Annotated in this window: 9 protein-coding genes and 3 tRNA genes; 9 read left to right on the forward strand and 3 right to left on the reverse strand. The window is 58.1% G+C overall.

Annotated features, from left to right (window positions below; genetic code table 11):
• Nucleotides 1-334: 334 nt before the first annotated feature.
• Complete coding sequence (smc, locus tag DYE40_RS04635) at nt 335-3,832, forward strand: chromosome segregation protein SMC (protein ID WP_115308291.1); 3,498 nt, start codon at nt 335-337, stop codon at nt 3,830-3,832.
• 607 nt (nt 3,833-4,439) lie between these two features.
• Here the strand turns inward: smc and DYE40_RS04640 are convergent.
• Complete coding sequence (locus DYE40_RS04640; RefSeq protein ID WP_115307943.1) at nt 4,440-5,192, reverse strand: HesA/MoeB/ThiF family protein; 753 nt, start codon at nt 5,190-5,192, stop codon at nt 4,440-4,442.
• A gap of 70 nt (nt 5,193-5,262) precedes the next feature.
• Entirely contained in the window at nt 5,263-6,129 is an 867-nt protein-coding gene (gene folD, locus DYE40_RS04645) for a bifunctional methylenetetrahydrofolate dehydrogenase/methenyltetrahydrofolate cyclohydrolase FolD (protein WP_115307944.1), read from the reverse strand.
• A 247-nt stretch (nt 6,130-6,376) separates the two neighbouring features.
• On the opposite strand from folD, the gene DYE40_RS04650 reads away from it, so the two are divergent.
• The 6 genes from DYE40_RS04650 (at nt 6,377) to DYE40_RS04675 (ending at nt 9,974) form a co-directional block, all read left to right on the forward strand.
• Nucleotides 6,377-6,454 (forward strand) — tRNA-Pro (locus DYE40_RS04650).
• A gap of 35 nt (nt 6,455-6,489) precedes the next feature.
• Nucleotides 6,490-6,566 (forward strand) — tRNA-Arg (locus DYE40_RS04655).
• A 31-nt stretch (nt 6,567-6,597) separates the two neighbouring features.
• Nucleotides 6,598-6,673, forward strand: a tRNA-His gene (locus DYE40_RS04660).
• 159 nt (nt 6,674-6,832) lie between these two features.
• Nucleotides 6,833-7,333, forward strand: coding sequence for a D-glycero-beta-D-manno-heptose 1-phosphate adenylyltransferase (gene rfaE2 / locus DYE40_RS04665; protein WP_115307945.1), 501 nt, complete (start codon nt 6,833-6,835; stop codon nt 7,331-7,333).
• Nucleotides 7,333-9,054 (forward strand): bifunctional biotin--[acetyl-CoA-carboxylase] ligase/type III pantothenate kinase, encoded by a 1,722-nt coding sequence (locus tag DYE40_RS04670; RefSeq protein ID WP_115307946.1) that lies wholly within the window; start codon nt 7,333-7,335, stop codon nt 9,052-9,054. The genes rfaE2 and DYE40_RS04670 overlap by 1 nt, the downstream gene beginning before the upstream one ends.
• Nucleotides 9,054-9,974 (forward strand): hypothetical protein, encoded by a 921-nt coding sequence (locus DYE40_RS04675; RefSeq protein ID WP_115307947.1) that lies wholly within the window; start codon nt 9,054-9,056, stop codon nt 9,972-9,974. The genes DYE40_RS04670 and DYE40_RS04675 overlap by 1 nt, the downstream gene beginning before the upstream one ends.
• 408 nt (nt 9,975-10,382) lie before the next feature.
• On the opposite strand, the gene DYE40_RS12225 is transcribed toward DYE40_RS04675, so the two are convergent.
• Nucleotides 10,383-10,838: a hypothetical protein gene (locus DYE40_RS12225; protein ID WP_147286581.1), complete on the reverse strand. Its 456-nt coding sequence runs from the start codon at nt 10,836-10,838 to the stop codon at nt 10,383-10,385.
• Nucleotides 10,839-10,945: 107 nt separating this feature from the next.
• On the opposite strand from DYE40_RS12225, the gene porB reads away from it, so the two are divergent.
• Together porB and ileS are read left to right on the forward strand one after the other, a co-directional pair.
• Nucleotides 10,946-12,058 (forward strand): trimeric porin PorB, encoded by a 1,113-nt coding sequence (porB, locus tag DYE40_RS04680; protein ID WP_115307948.1) that lies wholly within the window; start codon nt 10,946-10,948, stop codon nt 12,056-12,058.
• A gap of 266 nt (nt 12,059-12,324) precedes the next feature.
• Complete coding sequence (gene ileS, locus DYE40_RS04685; RefSeq protein ID WP_115307949.1) at nt 12,325-15,111, forward strand: isoleucine--tRNA ligase; 2,787 nt, start codon at nt 12,325-12,327, stop codon at nt 15,109-15,111.
• Nucleotides 15,112-15,191 lie beyond the last annotated feature (80 nt).

A 15,191-nucleotide genomic window follows, 5' to 3' on the forward strand; every position in this document is an offset into this window, starting at 1 on the left:
AGCAAATTGCGCAAACAATGTCTTTTCTGATGTTTTTTGCCGAAAAAATGCAGAATTTTAAGCGTGGTGTGCGGCGGATTTGTTGAGAAAAGGCAAAATTTTCCGACAAACGGGAAAATGAGGCCGTCTGAAATCAGATGTTGTCGTAAAAATTCCGTGCAGGCTATATAAAAAACTGTTTTATATCAATATGTTGCTAATTTAATGAGCGGTTGCGGAACAATCTCCCGCACCATGCGGCGGAAAATACGCTGCAAAAGCAGGGTGCCGGCACGCTTTGGGGCAGTTTTCCATTAGAATGCCGCCTTTTTTCTTTCTGCATAACCCGCCCATCATGCGCCTCACCCATATCAAACTCTCCGGCTTCAAATCCTTTACCGACCCGACCACCATCCATGTGCCCGGCCAACTGGTGGCCGTAATCGGCCCCAACGGCTGCGGCAAATCCAATGTGATTGACGCAGTGCGCTGGGTGTTGGGCGAAGCATCGGCCAAGCAGCTGCGCGGCGAGAGCATGCAGGACGTGATTTTCAACGGTGCCGCCACCCGCCGCCCCGCGCCTAGGGCTTCGGTGGAGCTGGTGTTCGACAACGCCGACCACTCTTTGCAGGGCGCGTGGGGGCAGTATGCCGAGGTAAGCATCAAACGCCAGCTCACGCGTCAGGGCGAATCGACTTACTTCATCAACAACCAAGTCGTGCGCCGCCGCGACATCACCGACCTGTTTTTAGGTACGGGCGTAGGTGCGCGCGGTTATGCCGTTATCGAACAAGGCATGATTTCGCGCATTATCGAAGCACGCCCCGAAGAATTGCGCGCCTATATCGAAGAGGCGGCCGGCGTATCCAAATACAAAGAGCGTCGGCGCGAAACCGAAGGCCGTCTGAAAGACACACGCGAGCATTTGGCGCGGCTGGGCGATTTGCAAAACGAATTGGCGCGGCAGGTGGAAAAGCTGGAAAAACAAGCCGAAACCGCCGAACGCTACCGCTTCCTCACCGAGCAGCTCAACCGCCAGCAGGATTTGCTCGACTACAGCCAATGGCGCCAGTCGCTGGCCGCCGCCGACAAAGCCACCGCGCAGCATCAGGCCTTGCAGGCGCAGCAGGACGAGGCCGCCGCCGAAATCCAAACGCTTTCAGACGGCATCCGCACCTTGCAGCAAACCGAACAGGCGCAGCAGCAAAACGCACACGACCTGGCCAACCGGCGCGGCGTGTTGCGCGAACAGATTGCCCGCCTCGAAGAACAAATCCGCCACAGGCAAAACCTGCACCAGCGCATCGAACGCGACAAACAGGCGGCACAGGCACAAATGCAGCGCATCCGCCAGGAAGAGCAGCAAATCCGCGCCTTGCAGGAAGAAAACGACATCGCATTTGAAGAGCGGCAAACCGAGTTGGCCGAACTGGCAATGCAGGTGGCCGAACACGAAGAGAGCCTGCCCGGACACGAAGAAGTCCAAGCCGCGCTCAACGCCGCCTACCAGTCGCAACACGACGAAGCCGCCCGTCTCAAACGCGAACTGGCACTCAAACAACAGCAGCTCTCCCACGCGCAACAAACCCTGCGCCGCCACGAAGAGCGCAAAGGCCGTCTGAACGCCGAAAACCAAGCCCTCAACCTGCCCGATGCGGCCGACACCGCCGCCGCACAAGAAGCCGCCGCACTGTTGCAAGAGCAGCAAGAACATTACGAAGAACAGATGACTGCCGCCGAACAGCGATTGGCCGACACACGCCAAAATCTTCAGACGGCCTTAACCCGTTTCCAAACCCTGCAACAACAGTCCATCACACTGCAAGCGCAGCAGCAGGCCATCGCACAGCTATTGGCACAGCACGAAACCGCCGACTTCTGGCCGCATACCGGACACACCGCCGCACCGCAGCTTTGGCAGCACATCCAAGCCCCGACCGAATGGCAGCACGCACTGGGCGCAGTGTTGGCCGAACGCCTGCACGCGCGCGCCGTACCCGATACCTTCGCCCCCCCGTCGCCACTGCCGAAATCCCAAGCCGCATGGCTTTCAGACAGCCTTACCGGCGGCGTAAAAAAATCCCTGCCCGCACAGGCCCTGCTCAACCAAATCCAAGCGCAACCGCCGTTTCAAACCGCCCTGCACCACTGGCTCGACGGCGTATTGTGCGCCCCCGACCTCGCTTACGCCCTCGCACACCAACACGATTTGAGCGGCAGCCAAATCTGGCTCACCCCCGAAGGCCACCAAATCGACAAAGTCAGCGTATTGCTTTACGCCCAAAATACACAGGAAAACCTGATAGCACAAAAAGCCCGCCTGGACGAAATCGCCGCATCCCTGGAAACCCTCACACCCGAATTGGAACACGCCCGCGCCGCGCAAACCCAAGCCCAAACCCAAGCCCAAGAAGCCGAATCGCACCACAGAACACTGATTCAGCAGCAGCAACAGCACAGCCGCGAACACAGCCGCGCCCAACAACACGCCGCCGAGCTGCTCGCCCGCACCAACCAAGGCCAACTCCGCCGCGAACACATCGAACGCGAACTCACCCAAATCGAAGAAGAAGCCACCATATTGGCACACAGTTCGGACGGCCTCGAAGACGACATCGCCACACTTGCCGAAGCCGCCGCCGAACTCGAAACCCGTCAGCAACACGCCGCCGCCGAACGGCAGGCGCAGCAAGGCCGTCTGAAACAGGCGCAGCTTGCCCTTTACGAAGCCAACCGCCGCTACGGCCTGGCCGAAGTCGCCGTCCACAAACTCCTGCAGCAAAAGCAAAACCACCAAGCCCAAATCCTACGCCTGCAAGAGCAGGCCGAAGAATGGCAGGAGCGCCAGCAGGAGCTTGCCCTTGCCTGCGAAACCGAAATGCAGGACGACGAGCAGCACATCCGGCTCGAACACCTGGGCGAAGCCGTCAACACACTCGACGAAGAATACGCCGGACTGCAAAGCACCTTGTCCGACACACAGGCGCAAGGGCGCGAACAATACGCACGCCTGCAAGATTGGCAAACCAAACTGCCGCAGCTGCAAGCCGCCACCCAAACCGCCCTTCTGCAACAGCAGGAAGCCCTGCTCAACGCCAAACGTTTCCACCAAAACCTTACCGGACGCGGCGCGGATTTGGACGCACTCGAAGCCGCCGCCCGAGAAGCAGGCCGTCTGAACATCCAAAACAGCCAAATCGCCGACACCGCCCGCCAAATCGAAGCCCTGGGCGCAGTCAACCTCGCCGCCCTGCAAGAACTCGAAGACGCACGCGAACGAGACGGCTACTACCGCAGCCAAAGCGAAGACGTACAGTCCGCCATCGCCCTTCTCGAAGAAGCCATCGCCCAAATCGACGGCAAAACCAAAGAACGCTTCAAAGCCACCTTCGACGCAGTAAACGAAAAAGTGCAAACCTTCTTCCCCACCCTCTTCGGCGGCGGCGAAGCCGCACTGCACATGATAGGCGACGACCTGCTCACCGCCGGCGTATCCATCATGGCGCGCCCGCCCGGCAAGAAAAACTCCACCATCCACTTATTGAGCGGCGGCGAAAAAGCCCTCACCGCCATGAGCCTCGTATTCGCCCTGTTCAGCCTCAACCCCGCCCCCTTCTGCCTGCTCGACGAAGTGGACGCACCGCTGGACGATGCCAACACAAGCCGCTTTTGCAAGCTGGTCAAAGAAATGAGCACGCAAACCCAGTTCCTCTACATCTCGCACAACCGCCTCACCATGGAAATGGCCGAACAGCTCGTCGGCGTTACCATGCAGGAAAAAGGCGTGTCGCGCATCGTCTCCGTGGATATTCAGGAAGCCATGAAAATGGCCGCAAACGCAGAGGCCGTCTGAAAACCCGTCGCACGGATTTTCAGACGGCCTCTGCGTTTTGTATTTACGGCAAACCAAATAAAAAGCATCCGCCCGCCGCCTGCATCGCGTAGGGTGTGCCGCCCCAAGGCGACGCACGCGTCCGCCGCAGCGCAAAGCCGTCCCGCCTGCGCGGCGGGGATGATGTTTCCGAAAAGCGCAGACAGAATTTCGGACGCACCGAATCCGTTTTTTCAGACGGCATCTGTGTTTTGTATTTACGGCACACCAAATAAAAAGCATCCGCCCGCCGCTTGCATCGCGTAGGGTGTGCCGCCCCAAGGCGACGCACGCGTCCGCCGCAGCGCAAAGCCGTCCCGCCTGCGCGGCGGGGATGATGTTTCCGAAAAGCGCAGACAGAATTTCGGACGCACCGAATCCGTTTTTTTCAGACGGCCTCTGTGTTTTGTATTTACGGCACACCAAATAAAAAGCATCCGCCCGCTGCCTGCATCGCGTAGGGTGTGTCGCCCCAAGGCGACGCACGCGTTTCCGCCGCCGCGCAAAGGCCGTCTGAAAAATCCTTTTCAGACGGCCTCCCGTTTTGCTGGCGACTGCGGCAGCGGGTTTTATCTTGCGCCAATATTTTTTACGCAGACGCGCCGCCGCATACGCGGCAGCCCGGGTCTTTCGGGATGGCAAACGTATGCCATTGCCCGCTGAGCGCGTTGTAGGTTTGCAAAACCCCGTGCGCCGCCTTCCCCGTGTCCAGCAGGATGTTTAGCGCGGCGGCGGCCTGCATGGTGCCGATGATGCCGACCAGCGGGGCGAATACGCCGAACAGGGCGCACGCGCCGTCGTCGGCCGTTTCGCCGTCGAACAGACAGGCGTAGCAGGGCGAACCGGGCAGGTCGGCGCGGTAGGCGGCAAGCTGGCCGTCGAAACGCACCGCCGCTCCTGAAACCAGCGGCTTGCGCAGGCGCACGCAGACGCGGTTGACGGCCTGGCGGGTGGCGAAATTGTCGCTGCAATCCAGCACGATGTCGGCCTGTGCGGCCTGCTCCACCAGAGCGTCTTCATCGAGAAAACGGGGCAGGGCGGTGGTTTGGCAGCGGCTGTTGCCGCTTTTCAGACGGCCTGCCAGCGTCTGCGCCTTGTTGCGGCCGATGTCGGCTTCGCCGAAGGCGGTTTGGCGTTGCAGATTGGTATCGTCCACCGCATCGCCGTCGGCAAGAACGATGTGTCCGATACCGGCGGCGGCAAGATAGGGCAGGGCGGCTGCGCCGAGGCCGCCGCAGCCGACGGCGAAAACGGTGGCGGACAACAGTTTTTCCTGTCCTTCGATACCGATTTCGTCCAGCAGGATGTGGCGGCTGTAACGCAGCAGATCGCGGTCGTCCATAATGGTGTTCCTGTGTGCAGGCCGTCTGAAAATGCTTGTTTTGACGGCCTTTGCCGTGGGGCGGGGCGTTTCAGGCGGCCGGTTTTCCGTCGTGCAGTTCGGCAGCGTGCAGGGTGTTTTCCATCAGGGTGGCGATGGTCATCGGCCCGACCCCGCCGGGAACGGGCGTAATCATCGCGGCACGCTCCGCCGCTGCGGCAAATTCCACATCGCCGCACAGCGAGCCGTCGTCCAAGCGGTTGATGCCCACATCGATTACGACCGCACCGGGCTTGATCCACGCGCCTTTGACAAAGTTCGGAATGCCCACCCCGGCCACGACAATGTCCGCCGCGCCCACTTCGGCGGCCAGGTTTTGCGTTTTGCTGTGGCAGATGGTTACTGTGGCGCGGGCCAGCAGCAGCTCCAGCATCTGCGGCCTGCCGACAATGTTCGACGCGCCGACCACCACCGCTTTTTTACCCTCGGGATTGATGCCGCAGTGCGCCAAAAGCGTCATCACGCCTTTGGGCGTACAGGGGCGCATCAGCGGCATTTTGACCACCAGCCGGCCGACGTTGTAGGGATGGAAGCCGTCCACATCTTTGTGCGGCAAAATACGTTCCAGCACCGCCTGGCCGTCGATATGCGGCGGCAGCGGAAGCTGGACGAGAATGCCGTCCACGCCGTTATCGGCATTGAGCTTGTCCACCAGCGACAAAAGTTCCTCCTGCGGCGTTTCGGCGGGCAGCTCGTACGAGCGCGACTCGAAGCCCACTTTGGCGCAGGCGGTTTTCTTGTTGCGCACATAAACCTGGCTGGCAGGATCGGAGCCGACCAGCACCACCGCCAAACAGGGCGCGCGCAGCCCTTTGTTTTTGCGTTCGGCAACCTTCTGTGCCAGCTCGGCCAAAATCTGCTGCGAAACCTCTTTGCCGTTGATCAGTCGGGCGGACATACGCTTCCTTTCTGTAAAAATTCTGTAAAAAGTGGAAAGCCGGCCTGCAAACCGGCAAAACGAAAAATGCCGCCATTATGGCATTTCCCATCCCGTTTTTCATCCGCCCGCGCACGGCAGGCCGTCTGAAAACACGCTTTGTGAAAAATATACTGTAAAAATAAAGCCGAACGGATGCCGTCTGAAAAATGCGCGGCGCAATGCTTGACGCTGTTTCAGACGGCCTGTATAGTCCGCGTCTTCTCGTCGGGGCGTAGCGCAGCCCGGTTAGCGCATCTGCTTTGGGAGCAGAGGGTCGTGAGTTCGAATCCCACCGCCCCGACCAACTTCACAACGGCAGAAAGCACGCAAAAGGTTGATGCGCCCGTAGCTCAACCGGATAGAGCACCCGCCTTCTAAGCGGGCGGTTACAGGTTCGATTCCTGTCGGGCGTGCCAAAAGGCAGTTTGATTTTAAAGTTTTTTTGTGGTGGCTGTAGCTCAGTTGGTAGAGCCCCGGATTGTGATTCCGGTTGTCGTGGGTTCGAGCCCCATCAGCCACCCCAGTATGCAAACCCGCTTCTCTTTTTAAGAAGCGGGTTTTCTTTTATTGGTTTTCAGGCCGTCTGAAAACATTTGCGCCCCGTGTTTCCGCCGCCCGCGTTGCCGTAAAGTTATGTTTTCGGTATGATTTGGCCTTTTCGTTTTTTAACCGAGTAAAACCTATGCAAACATGGCCGCTGCCCGATTTCGAGCAGAAAATCTGCCCGCCCGAAGAGCTGGCGCAGCGCGTTGCCGCCCTGCCGCGCCCGCTGGTGTTTACCAACGGCTGTTTCGACATCCTGCACAGAGGCCATGTTACCTATCTGGCGCAGGCACGTTCGGCAGGCGCGGCCTTGGTACTGGCATTGAATACCGACGCGTCCGTGCGCAGGCTGGGCAAAGGAGCCGACCGCCCCGTCAACCCGCTGGCCGACCGTGCGGCGGTGGCGGCGGCTTTGGCCTGTGTGGACTTGGTTACCTGGTTTGGGGAAGACACGCCGGCGGAGCTGATTGAAACCGTCCGTCCCGACATCTTGATCAAAGGCGGCGACTGGCCGCCGGAAAAAATCGTTGGTGCGGCGCAAACGCTGGCACGCGGCGGCAAAGTGTTTTCCATACCTTTTCTGCATCAGACTTCCACCACCAAAACGCTGGAAAAAATCCGCGCTTCGGAGCGGGGATAATGCAGCAGGCGCACTGGCGGCTGCTTGCCGCCCTTTCAGACGGCCTGCCGCAGCATATCGCCGTACTGGCGCGGGCGGCCGGCATCAGGCCGCAGCAGCTCAACAGCCTGTGGCTGAAAATGCCCGTCCACATCAGGGGGCTGCTGCGCCAGCACGACGGCTATTGGCGTTTGGTGCGCCCGCTGGCGGTGTTTTCCGGCGAAACGCTGGCCGCTGCCGCGCAGGGCTTTTTGCCGGAGCTGCGCCACAGCCATCCGTCCAGCAACGACATCATCCTTGCCGCCGCCAGGGAACACATCCTGTCCGCCCACCGCCGCCTCTGCCTCGTCCACGAACAAACCGGCGGGCGCGGCAGGCAGGGCAAAAAATGGCACAGCCGCATCGGCGAATGCCTGACGTTCAGCTTCGGCTGGGTTTTCGACAAACCGCAGGCCGAAATGGGCGCGCTGCCCCTGGTTGTCGGACTGGCCTGCCGCAATGCTCTGAGCGGTTTGGATGTACCCGTGCAGGTCAAATGGCCGAACGATTTGGTATCTGCAAGCGGCAAGCTCGGCGGCATTCTGATTGAAACCGTGCGCGGAGCGGGCAAAACCGCCGCCGTGGTCGGCATCGGCATCAATTATGTATTGCCCAAGGAAGTGGAGCAGGCCGCGTCGGTTCAGGCCGTCTGCAAAACCCCGCCCCCGTCCGCCCCGCAGCTTTTGCAGGCCGTGCTGCACGAACTCGGCGTATCGCTGCCCGTATTTGCCGAACAGGGTTTTGCCCCATTTTCCGCCGCTTACGCACAGGCCAACCGCGATCTCGGACAAGCCGTACGGCTGCTGCACCACGGACAAATTATAGAAGAAGGCACCGTTGCCGGTTTTACCGAGGCAGGCGCGTTGCTGCTGCGCACGCAGGCTGGCGAAAAACAAATCGTCATCGGAGAAATCAGCCTGCGGCAGACACCCCCTCCGCAGCCGCAGCCGGGCAGCGGTACACATCTGCTGCTCGACTGCGGCAACAGCCGTGTAAAATGGGCATGGCTGGAAAACGGCAGGCCGGGCACGGTATCCGGCACGCCCTACCGCAATTTGCAGCCGCTGGCCGACGACTGGCGGCGGCATGGCGGCGCGGATACGGCGGTAACCGGCTGCGCCGTGTGCGGCGCGGAGAAAAAACGCCAAGTGGCCGCGCAAATCCCCGTACCGATAGACTGGCTGCCGTCCATGCCGCACGCGCTGGGCATCCGCAACCACTACCGCAACCCCGCCGAACACGGGGCAGACCGCTGGTTCAACGTACTCGGCAGCCGCAGTTTCAGCAATAACGCCTGCGTCATCGTCAGTTGCGGCACGGCCGTTACCATTGACGCGCTCACCGACGGCAACCAATACCTGGGCGGCAGCATCATGCCCGGCTTTCATCTGATGAAAGAATCGATGGCCGCCAAAACCGCCAACCTCAACCGCCCGGCCGGCAAGGCATACCCCTTTGCCACCACCACCGCCAACGCCATGGCAGGCGGCATGATGGATGCCGTCTGCGGCGCAGTCGTGCTGATGCACGGCCGTTTGAAAGAAAGAGTGGGGCGGGAAAAGCCCGTTGATGTCATTATCACCGGCGGCGGCGCGGTCAAAGTAGGCCAGGCATTGCCGCGCAGCCTGATTTCGGACGACAATATCAAAATCGTAGACAACCTGGTCGTTTACGGCCTTGCAAACTGGGTAGGACAAAATTAATGAAATGGCTGTTTTTCGCACTCGTCGCACTCAACCTGATTGTATTTGGCGGCACAACGCTGAGCAAAATCATCGCCGCGCAGGAAGCCGATTTGCTTGCCCGCCGCAAAGAAGCCGGAGCGCAGCTTGCCCGCACCTCTTCCGAATTGGCCGAGCCTATGGTCAAACCCAAAAACGGCGGCAGGGTCGAAGCCTCTGCCGCTTCAGCCCCGTCTCCCGCGCGGCAGACGGGAGACTGGATTAACGACAACGGCGGCGCACAGGAAGTCTTTGTCGAGCCGGCCGATACCGAAGAAGAAGCCGCCAAACGCATCGCCGAGCGCGAAAAGTGGGCGCAGGACGAAAAATCCCGCCAGCTTGCGCGCCATCAGGAAGCCGAACGCCGCAGACGCGCGGGCGGCGGCGCGGGCTACGACAGCTACGGTACGGACGCAGAAGCGGCAGGCGGCCGCAGCGGCAGACAGTGTACCGCCACTGCCGGCGTAACCATCCCCGAAGACGACTACCACCGCATCAAAGGACTGTTGGCCAGATGGCCGCACGCCGCCAGCCGCACCGTAGAGCAACGCCGCGACGCGCAAAAAGGCAAAACCACCTATGCCGTGTGGACACCCATCAATATCGACGCAGGCAGCCAAATGCAGGCCTTGCAGGAAAAAGGCTTCAATACCGTCTTGATGGAAGGCGGCATCAGCGTCGGCATCCGCGCCGACAGAGGACAGGCACAGGCACTCCTCTCCCGTTTGCAGGGCGCGGGCTTCAGCGGACAACTGCGCGAAATCAACTCGGCGGGCGGCGGCGGCGGACAAAGCGTCGCCAAAATGCAGGTAACATTTATGACCGTAAGCGACAGCGATGCCAAAGCCATCCAAAACATCGTCGGACAATACGGCAGGCTGACACGCAACAGATGCCGCTAATCCCGATGGTCGGCGCGAGCCGGCCGCGCCACTCCAACCCATCCTTTTTTCAGACGGCCTTTACTATCTGCGCAGGGTGTGTCGAGCAGAGAGGCGCGCGCTCCCCGCAACAGAGCAGAGGCCGTCTGAAAACCTGAAATTTCTGATTTTCAGACGGCCTCCCCGTATTTTTTATTTACAGCCAGCCAGGTAAAAAGCATCCGCCCGTTGCTTGCATCGCGTAGGGTGTGTCGCCCAAAGGCGACGCACGCGTTCCTGCCGCAGCGCAGAGGCCGCCCCGCCTGCGCAGGGATGACGTTTCTGAAAAAGCGCAGACAGAATTTCGGACGCACCGCATCCGTTTTTTCAGACGGCCTCTGCCATCCGCGTAGGGTGTGTCGCCCAAAGGCGACGCACACGCTCCACGTTTCATCTTGACGAACGGATAACTGAAAGCACACGATAGTTTGGATGGCTTACACTATTATAGATAGACGGCAGAATGCACAGATGGGAAAAGCAGCAGCCAGCAAACAGGCCGTCTGAAAAACACCCTTCCAGGCCACCTCTGCCACCTGCGTAGGGTGTGTCGCCCGAAGGCGACGCACGCGTTCTGTGCCGTAACAAGCCGTCTGAAAAACCGATCCATCTGTCTGCAAACGAAATGCCTCCCTGCACCTTGCGCTCGGCATCCGACAGGCCGCGCAAGTGTGGAAACGCAACAAATCCCGCAACAGCCGCCTTCATCCGCAGCACAAAAAGGCAACCTGAATAACAGCATGAAAATAAAAAAACAAATCCGATTGTGTTGGATAAATCCCACACTTTTTCCGCCGCCGGAAGCGCAAAAACGCCGATAAAGTTTGTTTTTTTGCAGTGAAACATTTATATTTACACCCATGCAATCGCCCGCATAGGGCGGACAACGCAACAGCTTAATCGGAGTTATCCGGTTTCGCCTGATTTTCTTAAACGTTAAAAGGAATACAGCAATGAAAAAAACCCTGATTGCTCTGTCTCTGTTTGGTTTGTCCTCTGCTGCAATGGCAGACGTAACTCTGTACGGCCAAGTTAAAGCCGGTGTCGAAGTCAGCCAGACTAAAGTACGCGAAAACGGTCGTACTACTAAAAACCACACTATTACCCAGCTTGCCGACTTCGGTTCGCGCATCGGCTTCAAAGGCCACGAAAACTTGGGTAACGGCCTGAACGTGATTTGGAAAGTGGAATCCAGAACTTCCGTAGCCGGCAACAGCACCGGTTGGGGTAACCGTCAGGCTTATATCGGTTTGGAAACTACTGCCGGTACCATCCGTGCTGGTAAAATGTCCACCCAGCTTGACGATATGGAAGATTCGACCGGCAAATGGGAAAACAACAACCACGCCCTTGATCTGGAAACTCTGAAACGTACCAGCCAGAAAGTTCTGTCCGTACGTTACGACAGCCCTGTATTTGCCGGCTTCAGCGCAAACGTCCAGTTCACTCCGCGTGATAACGCTGTAAATACTATTCGCGGTGTAGGTGCGACAAGTGGTCGTGAAGATGCTGCCAAAGAGAATGCTGCTTACTATGCTGGTTTGAACTACGAAAACTCTGGTTTCTTCGCCCAGTATGGTTTCGGTTATAGAAAAGCTGCTTACGTTACCAGCAACAATGCTTCCAAGGCAGGTCAGGTTCACCGTGTAGCTGCTGGTTACAACGCCAACAATCTGTTCGTAAGCGGTACTTACCAGTACACTAACGGCTGGGATAGTATCAGAAGCTACCGTAGTGCCTTGGCAGGTGATGAGTACACTACAGCAATGGCAACAGCCGACCGTTCTGTTGGTGTGAAAACCCATGAGGTGGCTGTAAGCGCAGCTTACACTATGGGCAACATCACTCCCAAAGCCTCTTACGGCCACGGCTTCAAGGCAAAAGGCAAAGGTCTGACCAATGCCGAGAAAAATGCTACCGAGTACAACCAAGTAGTTGTCGGTGCTGATTACGACTTCTCCAAACGTACTACCGCATTTGCCCAAGCCGGTTGGCTGAAAGCCGGCAAAAAAGACGACAAAGCGGAAACTACTGCCGGTTTGGTTGGTCTGCGCCACAAATTCTAATCTCAGGATTGGATAATGCTTAGAAAAGAGCCTGCGAAAGCAGGCTCTTTTATTATTCAGGCCGTCTGAAAACCTTTGTTTGCGTGGGAAGAGATGTTGCACAGCAGCGTGCGCGTTCCCTGTCTCGTCCCGCATATGGTTTTTCAGACGGCCTTCTCACTTATAATCGGCCTCTGTTTCCGCTACAATGCGGCCGTTATTTTTATTTTCAGACGGCCTTCCGATTAAGGCTGTTTTTCCATTTCAGACAAAAGCCGGAATACAACATGACTGACTACCGCAACACCGTAAACCTATTGGATACCCCGTTTCCCATGCGTGGCGACCTGGCAAAGCGCGAGCCGCAATGGCTGAAAAGCTGGTATGGGCAGAAACGCTACCGGAAGCTGCGAGAAATCAGCAAAGGCCGCCCGAAATTTATCCTGCACGACGGCCCTCCGTATGCCAACGGCGACATCCATATCGGTCATGCCGTCAATAAAATTCTGAAAGACATCATTCTCCGCAGCAAAACGCTGGCAGGCTTCGATGCACCCTATGTTCCCGGCTGGGACTGCCACGGCCTGCCCATCGAAGTGATGGTGGAAAAGCTGCACGGGCGCGATATGCCGAAAGCCAAATTCCGCGAACTCTGCCGCAGCTATGCCGCCGAACAGATTGCACGCCAGAAAAAAGACTTTATCCGCTTGGGTGTGTTGGGAGACTGGGATCGCCCCTACCTGACTATGGACTATAAAACCGAAGCCGACACCGTGCGTACTTTGGGCGAAATCTACAAGGCGGGCTATCTTTATCGCGGGGCGAAGCCGGTTCAGTTCTGTCTCGATTGCGGCTCATCCCTTGCGGAAGCCGAAGTGGAATACAAAGACAAAGTCTCTTCCGCCATTGATGCGGCTTATCCGTTTAAAGATACCGCCGCTTTGGCTGAGGCTTTCGGGGTGGACAAAATCGACGGCGAAGCATACGCGGTTATTTGGACTACCACGCCGTGGACGCTGCCGGCCAGCCAGGCCGTTTCTGCGGGTGCGGAAATCGTCTATTTGCTAATCGATACACCAAAGGGAAAATTGGTGCTGGCAAAAGACTTGGCAGAAGAGGCGTTAAAACGCTATGGCTTTTCAGACGGCCTCAAAGTGTTGGCGGAAACCACGGGCAGCAGATTGGAAAACCTGCATCTGAACCATCCGTTTTTGGAGCGCGACATCCTGCTGCTGAACGGCGATCATGTTACCACCGAGGCCGGTACGGGCTTGGTGCATACCGCGCCTGCGCACGGTTTGGAAGACTATTTCGTCTGCATCAAATACGGCATCGAGCTGGTCAATCCCGTAAACGCGCAGGGACGCTATATTGCAGGCACGCCCCGTGTGGAAGGCATGACGGTTTGGGAAGCCAATCCGCTGATTATCGACTGGCTGGCCGAAAACGGCCGCCTGTTGGCCAACGGGAAAATCGAACACAGCTACGCGCACTGCTGGCGGCACAAAACCCCCCTGATTTACCGCGCTACCGGCCAATGGTTTGTCGGTATGGACAAAAACGGCTCGGACGGTGCAACCCTGCGCAATAAGGCCTTGCAGGCAGTGGACGATACCGAATTTTTCCCCGCATGGGGCAGGGCGCGTTTGCAGGCAATGATTGAAGGCCGCCCCGACTGGGTAGTTTCCCGCCAACGGTTTTGGGGAACGCCGATGACTTTCTTCGTCCACAAGGAAACAGGCGAACTGCATCCCGATTCTGCCGACCTGCTGGAAAAAATCGCGCAGCGTATTGAGGAAAAAGGCATCGAAGCATGGTTTGCATTGGATAAAAGCGAGTTGCTGGGCGCGGAGGACTGCGCATCTTACGACAAGCTGTCGGACACTATGGACGTATGGTTCGATTCCGGCTCGACGCATTATTCCGTTTTGAAGCAGCGTGAAGAGCTGGCATGGCCTGCCGACCTGTATCTCGAAGGCAGCGACCAGCATCGCGGCTGGTTTCAGTCTTCCATGCTGACCGGCTGCGCCACTTTGGGGCGCGCACCCTACAAACAGCTTCTGACCCACGGCTTCGTTGTCGATCAGGATGGGCGGAAAATGTCCAAATCGCTCGGCAATGTTGTTGCGCCGCAAGAAGTGTATAACGAATTTGGCGCAGACATCCTGCGCCTGTGGACGGCGGCCACGGATTATAGCGGAGAACTGGCGATTTCCAAGGAAATCCTCAAACGCGTTACCGAGAGCTACCGCCGCCTGCGCAATACGCTGCGCTTTCTGCTGGCCAATCTGAGCGATTTCCATCCGATAGAAGATGCCGTGCCGCAGGCAGATATGGTGGAAATAGACCGCTACGCATTGGTAATGGCGCGGAAGTTGCAGGAAAAACTGGCAGGGGATTACTACCCGCGCTATGCTTTCCATCTTGCCGTGCAGGACATTGTCGCATTCTGTTCCGAAGATTTGGGCGCGTTCTACCTCGATATTCTGAAAGACCGCCTCTATACCACACCCGCCGGCAGCCATGCCCGCCGCAGTGCGCAAACCGCGCTCTACCACATTACCCGCAGCCTTGTGCTGCTGATTTCGCCGATTTTGTGTTTTACAGCCGAAGAAGCATGGGAAATTATCGGCGGCGGCGAAGAAGACAGCGTGCTGTTCCACACATGGCACGATTTTCCGCAAATGCTGTCTGAAAGCGAAGACGCGCTGTTCAAAAAATGGGAGGCCGTGCGCGAAGTCCGCAATGCGGTAACGGCAGCTATCGAGCCGCTGCGGGCAGACAAATCCGTCGGCTCTTCATTGCAGGCCGAGGTGGCGATTACCGCTCCTGCGGATTTGGCGGCTGCTCTGGCTGCTTTGGGCGGGGAATTGCGCTTTGCCCTGTTGGTGTCCCAAGCGCAAGTGAAAGAAGGAAGCGGGCTGTCGGTGGAAGTGAAAGTCAGCGGAGGGAAAAAATGCGAACGCTGCTGGCATTACACCGCCGATATAGGCACGGTTGCCGGACATGAAACCATCTGCGCCCGTTGTGCGGAGAATGTCGAAGGAAGGGCGGAAAGCCGCAATTACGTTTGATTCCGCCCGATTTGAAGATAGAAAAGGCCGTCTGAAAAACGCATGTTTTCAGACGGCCTTTACGGACAGACAGGCAGGAA

Origin of the sequence: Kingella potus (assembly GCF_900451175.1) — a bacterium.
In the GTDB taxonomy this organism is placed as follows: domain Bacteria; phylum Pseudomonadota; class Gammaproteobacteria; order Burkholderiales; family Neisseriaceae; genus Neisseria; species Neisseria potus.

What these genes read in the sequence shown, in the direction of transcription:
- folD (WP_115307944.1), bottom strand. Translation starts at nt 6,129, where the DNA reads ATGTCCGCCCGACTGATCAACGGCAAAGAGGTTTCGCAGCAGATTTTG.
- porB (WP_115307948.1), top strand. Translation starts at nt 10,946, where the DNA reads ATGAAAAAAACCCTGATTGCTCTGTCTCTGTTTGGTTTGTCCTCTGCT.
- rfaE2 (WP_115307945.1), top strand. Translation starts at nt 6,833, where the DNA reads ATGCAAACATGGCCGCTGCCCGATTTCGAGCAGAAAATCTGCCCGCCC.
- DYE40_RS04675 (WP_115307947.1), top strand. Translation starts at nt 9,054, where the DNA reads ATGAAATGGCTGTTTTTCGCACTCGTCGCACTCAACCTGATTGTATTT.
- DYE40_RS12225 (WP_147286581.1), bottom strand. Translation starts at nt 10,838, where the DNA reads ATGTTTCACTGCAAAAAAACAAACTTTATCGGCGTTTTTGCGCTTCCG.
- DYE40_RS04640 (WP_115307943.1), bottom strand. Translation starts at nt 5,192, where the DNA reads ATGGACGACCGCGATCTGCTGCGTTACAGCCGCCACATCCTGCTGGAC.
- ileS (WP_115307949.1), top strand. Translation starts at nt 12,325, where the DNA reads ATGACTGACTACCGCAACACCGTAAACCTATTGGATACCCCGTTTCCC.
- smc (WP_115308291.1), top strand. Translation starts at nt 335, where the DNA reads ATGCGCCTCACCCATATCAAACTCTCCGGCTTCAAATCCTTTACCGAC.
- DYE40_RS04670 (WP_115307946.1), top strand. Translation starts at nt 7,333, where the DNA reads ATGCAGCAGGCGCACTGGCGGCTGCTTGCCGCCCTTTCAGACGGCCTG.